The following is a 6,000-nucleotide window of genomic DNA, read 5'->3' as shown; positions in this document are numbered from 1 at the left end:
TATTAACCAAAGACCAAGAAAATGTTTAGCGTGGAAAACTGCCCACGAAGCGTTTCAGGAGGAACTGTCGCACTTAGATTGACAAACTGTCTTATGAAAAGGAGTGTTTTTATGAGAAATTATTATACTGCGCCTTCTTTAGTAGATATAAGTATTACCAATAGATGTAATTTAAAATGTGATTATTGTTATGCATCTTCTAGTCCATTTGAAACAAAAAATGAAGAAATGGATCTAGTTCATTTAAACACCTTATTTCAAGATTTAGATGATATGAATGTTCATAGGATTTCTTTAACCGGGGCGAGCCTTTTATTAGAGATGATTTTTTCGAGATATTGAATGCTACTCAAAAATACAAATTTGCTAAAATAATTAATTCAAATGGAATTTTAATAAGTGATAAAATTGCAAATAAATTATCGAAATTTGATTTTGATAGAATATGTATCACCCTAGATGGAAGTTGTCCAGAAGTACATGATATAATCCGTGGTCATGGTAGCTTTAAAAAAACAATTAAGGGTATTAAAAATTTACAAAAATATAATTTACCTGTATCTACACTTTTTACATTAAATAAAACAAATGTTAATGACCTTATTAATACAATTAAACTGAATAAACTATTAGGGATAACTTATATGACAGTAATGGTAGTTTGTCCAACAGGTAGAGCCTCTGATGGAAGTATTTTAGCGGATAAAGAAAATTGGTATCCTATGTTTTTAAATTTATCTGAAATGAAAAGTAGAGACAATATTAAATTAAATTTTAAAATAATTCCCCCTAATGAAAGCCCTGTATTTTGGTTATATTATTTTCCTTTAGAATATTATAATCGTTTAGATTTATTATCTGTTTGGGATCAAGATTTAAATTTAGCGAATCTTAATACAAAAACAAGGGAAATATCATGTCAAGCTGGTGTAAAAGCCTGTTCTATTGCTTACAATGGGGATGTATTTGGTTGTGATTTGATGATGGGAATTGATGAATTTCGAGCTGGTAACATTAAAAGTACATCAATCAAGGAAATTTGGAATAACTCTTCTGTTTTTAATAGATTAAGAAATATAACATTCAATAACATAACTGGTAAATGTAGTTCTTGTAGTCATAAATGGTGTGGGGGAGGCTGTAGATCTTCTGCATTTAATTTAACAAATTCAATATATGGTTCTGATAGTAGTTGCTTTTTTGAGGAGAGTGTAAAAAATGGATGATATTAAATGTTTTACTATTGAAGGTAAAAAAAATATATTGTTTAGACAAGAAGGCAATCAATATGTGTTTTTTGATCCTATTGCTTTAGAATATTATGTAACAAACTACATAGGTGCAGAAATTCTATATTACATTTCTAAAGGAAAAAATTTCAAATTCATTGTAGATAAAATATCAGAGGAATATGACATAACTGAAGATATGGGTAAAGAAACAACAAAAGAATTTCTATTGGATTTCCCTCTATTGAGTATTATATCTTCTAATTTAATAGAATCTGATATTTATAAAGAGATTTCAGCATGAAGTTTAATTGTTTTAAAAATATTAAAGAAATTAATCACATAGCTATACCATTAATTGCGAATTCAATAGCTGGATTATTAATAAAATTAGTTGATCAAGCTATGATTGGTAGAATTTCTGTCGAAGCATATGGAGCTATCGGTGTAGTAAGTTCACTTTTATTTACCATTGCAGGTATATTAGGGGTAATGTCTGTTACCTTTAACATTTATGGGTCCAGAAGTATGGGACAAGAAGATATAAAATCATTTAACAATTATTTTATATCTTCAATTTTTCTTAATATAATTATAGGTGTTTCATTAACATTCTTATTACTAATATCTCAAAGACCTTTATTATCCATCGTTTTTGGATTTAAAGGAACTATCTTAGAAGACTCTCTTCAGTATTTAACAATTATGAGTGTGTATGTATTAATTCAATTATTATTATTTACATTTTCTACTTTTTTTAAAATAATAAAAGAAACTAAATGGATATTTATAGGTTCAACAATCGCTTCAGTTATGAATGTTATCTTAAATTTCCTCCTAATTTTTGGTAACTGCGGATTTCCTGAATTAGGAATACGAGGTTCAGCCATAGCAACTATAATTGCTTTAAGTACAAATTTGATTATTTATGTTTATTTGTGCAGAAAACATTTAACAGTTACTTTTACAAACTTCACAACATATATTAATAATTTAAAATTCATATGTAAAAAAAGCACTTCTCTAGTGGGTCAAGAAATCTTAGAAGGTGGTATTTTTATAATAGCCGTTAATGCAATGATTGCTCGAATAGGCGATATACAATTATCAGGATATTTATTAGTTTCTCAAATTTTAAGTATTGTTTTAATTCCAATGTATATGTATTCTTCATCTATTCTGACTTTAGTTAGTGAAAGATATGGATCTAATCAACTAACAGATTTAAGAGAATTTCCTAAAATAACTCTAGGGCTTATTATGCTATTTTACATATTTTTAAGTATTATTTTTATATATTTTAAATATGAGGTTTCAGCTTTTATTACAAATGATATTAATTTGATTAATTATGCTACAAATATTCTTATCTTTATTATTTTAGCTAATATTTTCAATCCCCTACATAATGTTTATAAATATGCTTTACAAGCTATTGGCCAAAGTAATTATGTATTAATAAAAACAGCTATAATAAATTTGATTACTTTTTTAATAATGCTAATTTCTATCTTTATGTTCAAATTAAATTTATTTGGTGTTTTTATTAGCTTATTTTTTAATTATGTAATGTTATCAATTATTTTTTCTAAAAAATACAAAGATGTTCTTAAAAATATCTCTAGTAATAGGGATAGTGATAAAATTGTATAGATAAGCCTAATACTAACATAACACTACTTATCGATAGTATCCAAAAAAGCTTAGAGTTCTCATATGATTCTAAGCTTTACTTTTGTAAAAGATTATTTCCAAAACTCATACCATTTCTTATCTTTACTTGCGGCAATCATCTTCTTAACTTCCTGGACTTCTCTTATTGTTTGCATAAGCATTTCATCACGCCCTTGGTTCTTCGCCACATCCTCGCTAGAATTTGTCGCTATAAGTACCTGGGATTCCTGTATCATTTGTATAGCGCTTAATAATTCTGATTCTCTTTGTGCAAATCGCCGGTCTTGTTCAATTAAACGTTTGCTTAATTCTTGTAGTAATTCATTTTGCTTTTTAATGACCTCGTTTTGATCTTGAAGCATCGTCTGTAGCGTTGTAGCGTTGAAATCCGGTTCTTCATAGCGCTCAACTTCATGTCGCTCTAATGGCAACACTTCAACACCTTGATGCCATTATACTATTTGCTTTGTGGCATTTTCTAATGTCATATCTGTGTCATTCTTCAAGTTTATGATCTTACGGAATACTATTACATCGCTTTCTCTATATTTCCTATGCCCACGTTCATTTTTAATGAAGGTATAACCCTCCTTTTCGAGTACATCAGCATACTTACGTAATGTGCTAGATTGGATACCTAATTGCTCTGCCACGTCGCCAGGACTATATAACGTCTTCATAGCGTTTCACCTCAAAAATATATTCGCTATAGCAATGATATATCCTTTTTCCTAATAATTCACGTATGATTTGTTTTAAAATTAAACATTTAATACCAACATCAAAATCTTTTTTCTATATACAAGATTTTATGCAAAAAAAGAATAGCGAGGATCCCTAGAATCCCCGCTACATCAACGATGTATAAAATCCTGTATACGAGATAACCAGACAAAAAAAGAATAATCCCTGATAATACAAGGATTCTATGAAAACGTTGCTACCGATAATGAGACGTTATGTTAACCTTACATGAATAGGATATACAATTTACATCAAGTTATTTAAGAAAAGGTTTACTAGTAGACATATAGATTTTGAATTGTTAAAATATTCAAGTTGTTAAAAAAGGAGGGGTATAGATGAAACAAGAACAAATGAGTAACCTTAATAAAAAAAGTTGGGAACATTCAGCTTATCAAGCTTGGGTAAATAGGCATGGGGTTCCAATAGATTTTGCTAAAACAATCACTGCAAACCCGCAAAAACAGATATCATATTACCTTCAATATACAGGAAATGTAGAAAAGAAAAGAATAATTAATCTGTTAGGATCCAAAGGAAGTAAAGCTGTCGCATTTGCTTTAATGGGCGCTGATGTAACTGTGGTAGATATTTCTGAAAGTAACGCCCAGTATGCAAATGAATTAGCTTACGAGTCAGGTGTTAATATTACATATATTGTATCCGATGTTTTGGATCTACCTATAGATATACAAGGATTTGATTATGTAGTGTTAGAACTAGGTGTGTTGCACTATTTCGTTGACTTAAGGCCTCTTTTCGATACAGTCTATAAATTACTAAAAAAGGGTGGTATGTTCATCTTGCGTGATTATCATCCAGTTTACTCTAAGCTTATACAGTTTCAAGATGGAGAAATAAAAGCCAGCGGTAATTACTTTGATAATGAAATTATTGAAGAAGAAGTAGTTTACACTAGTTTACTATCAGAAGATGAAACAAACTCTATACCCTCAGTAAGAATTAAGCGGTGGACCTTAGGTGAAATTATAACAAACTTAGTTCAATCTGGATTACAAGTACAATCACTAACTGAAGAATCTGGCCCACATCAAAAATGGGTTTTCCCCCAAGATGCACCTACGGAAACAGAATTTAAGATTCCTGGACTATATACACTAATAGCTATTCGATAATAGATAGATTATAAATTCAAGTGACTTCCGAAAACGGATTTTACGTCAACTAACCCTTTTTCGGGGTTAGTTGGTTTTTATTTCTCCTTGTTTTTGGGTGTGAGTGCTGGCTGGGGGGTTAGGGGGCTAATCCTCTAGAACGTAACTTTATATAGAGTAAGCTTATCCCTTAGGACGATAGGACTGGCGGTTCGGCGGGTACAATTGCTAGTCCAAGTCGAGCAACCGATATCCTCGTTTTTGGTCTGTTCGACTTGGCGAAAGCGAAAAACCCGCCGAAAAAAGTTCCGCAAGGACAACATCAAAAAGAAAAGACGATGGTCTTGTTGAACTGTACCCTATAAAATGGACAGTTCAATATTTACATACATCGTTTTGTTTTTATTCATGAAAGGAGTATGCGAAAATGAATTGGATTAAAAAAGTGTCTGTTAATCCATTAAATGAGAAGTCCTTTGAAATGAGCCCTGCAAATAGCAATGATGAATTAAGAATACAAAGTGTACATTTAGAAAGAGAATATAATAATATATCTATACTAGCACAATTATTTATGGCAAATCATATACTGTACGATGTGCCAACTTTATTATCTGCTATACCTATCACAAGCCCCCAAATAAATGAAATTGCAAATCACTTTAATAAATTCCAAAAAATATATGTTAATAACCAATTAAAACGTATTCAGTTCCAGGAATTAAAATCCTTTTCAAAAAATCAGTTTAAAGATATGCTCAAAAATAATGCCATCCATCCTATTGTTCAAGAACTATATTTTTTGACAGAAAAAGAATCTATAGAGGATAGATAAATAAATACAAGTGAAAAACAACAAGTAAAATATAAAGTGTTAAAAGAATATATAGAACCCTCTACCATTATCAATTCAGATTTAACTCGGGCCATGTGGTTTATTAAAAATACATTTTGTTTAACGGAGACATCATTTACTGTATTACCAATTGGATGGGAGTTAAAAGATAATCTAAAAGAATTAGAAACCCTTAAACTATTTAACGAAATGTCGGATTCCCTATTAATGACCATTGATTCAGAAAACAATAAGGTACTATATATTGATTGTATTAATAGGAATATAAAAAATGGTGCATAAGACGATCGTTTATTGAAGATACATTTAGCAAAAAATATTTTTTAATGATCCAATTCTTCATTGCTTGCAACAGGATATGTGAAAGTATGTACTTTAAAGT

General features: G+C 29.9%; 4 protein-coding genes and 2 pseudogenes. 5 read left to right on the top strand and 1 reads right to left on the bottom strand.

What is annotated here, in order from left to right:
• The first annotated feature begins 111 nt into the window (after positions 1 to 111).
• The 3 genes and pseudogenes from wgkB (at position 112) to wgkD (ending at position 2,882) form a co-directional block, all read left to right on the top strand.
• A pseudogene (gene wgkB, locus MR056_RS22890) lies at positions 112 to 1,226 on the top strand (radical SAM/SPASM peptide maturase WgkB).
• Entirely contained in the window at positions 1,219 to 1,533 is a 315-nt protein-coding gene (gene wgkC / locus MR056_RS11905; protein WP_012094739.1) for a PqqD family peptide maturation chaperone WgkC, read from the top strand. Before wgkB ends, wgkC begins: the two are co-directional and overlap by 8 nt.
• Complete coding sequence (gene wgkD, locus MR056_RS11900) at positions 1,530 to 2,882, top strand: tryglysin-associated MATE efflux transporter WgkD (RefSeq protein ID WP_012094740.1); 1,353 nt, start codon at positions 1,530 to 1,532, stop codon at positions 2,880 to 2,882. The genes wgkC and wgkD overlap by 4 nt, the downstream gene beginning before the upstream one ends.
• A gap of 92 nt (positions 2,883 to 2,974) precedes the next feature.
• Here the strand turns inward: wgkD and MR056_RS11895 are convergent.
• Positions 2,975 to 3,583 (bottom strand): annotated as a pseudogene (locus MR056_RS11895) (DUF3967 domain-containing protein).
• Positions 3,584 to 3,985: 402 nt separating this feature from the next.
• Between MR056_RS11895 and MR056_RS11890 the strand changes: the two are divergent.
• Positions 3,986 to 4,783, top strand: coding sequence for a class I SAM-dependent methyltransferase (locus tag MR056_RS11890; RefSeq protein WP_012094741.1), 798 nt, complete (start codon positions 3,986 to 3,988; stop codon positions 4,781 to 4,783).
• Between the two features lie 406 nt (positions 4,784 to 5,189).
• Positions 5,190 to 5,597 carry a hypothetical protein gene (locus tag MR056_RS11885; protein ID WP_012094742.1) on the top strand — a complete coding sequence of 136 codons (408 nt, stop codon included), beginning with the start codon at positions 5,190 to 5,192 and terminating at the stop codon, positions 5,595 to 5,597.
• Positions 5,598 to 6,000: the final 403 nt, after the last annotated feature.

The organism is Bacillus cereus group sp. BfR-BA-01360, assembly GCF_022663595.1.
GTDB lineage: Bacteria > Bacillota > Bacilli > Bacillales > Bacillaceae_G > Bacillus_A > Bacillus_A cytotoxicus.
The sequence above is the reverse complement of the archived record's forward strand: the minus strand, read 5'-3'. Positions and strand labels throughout refer to the sequence as shown.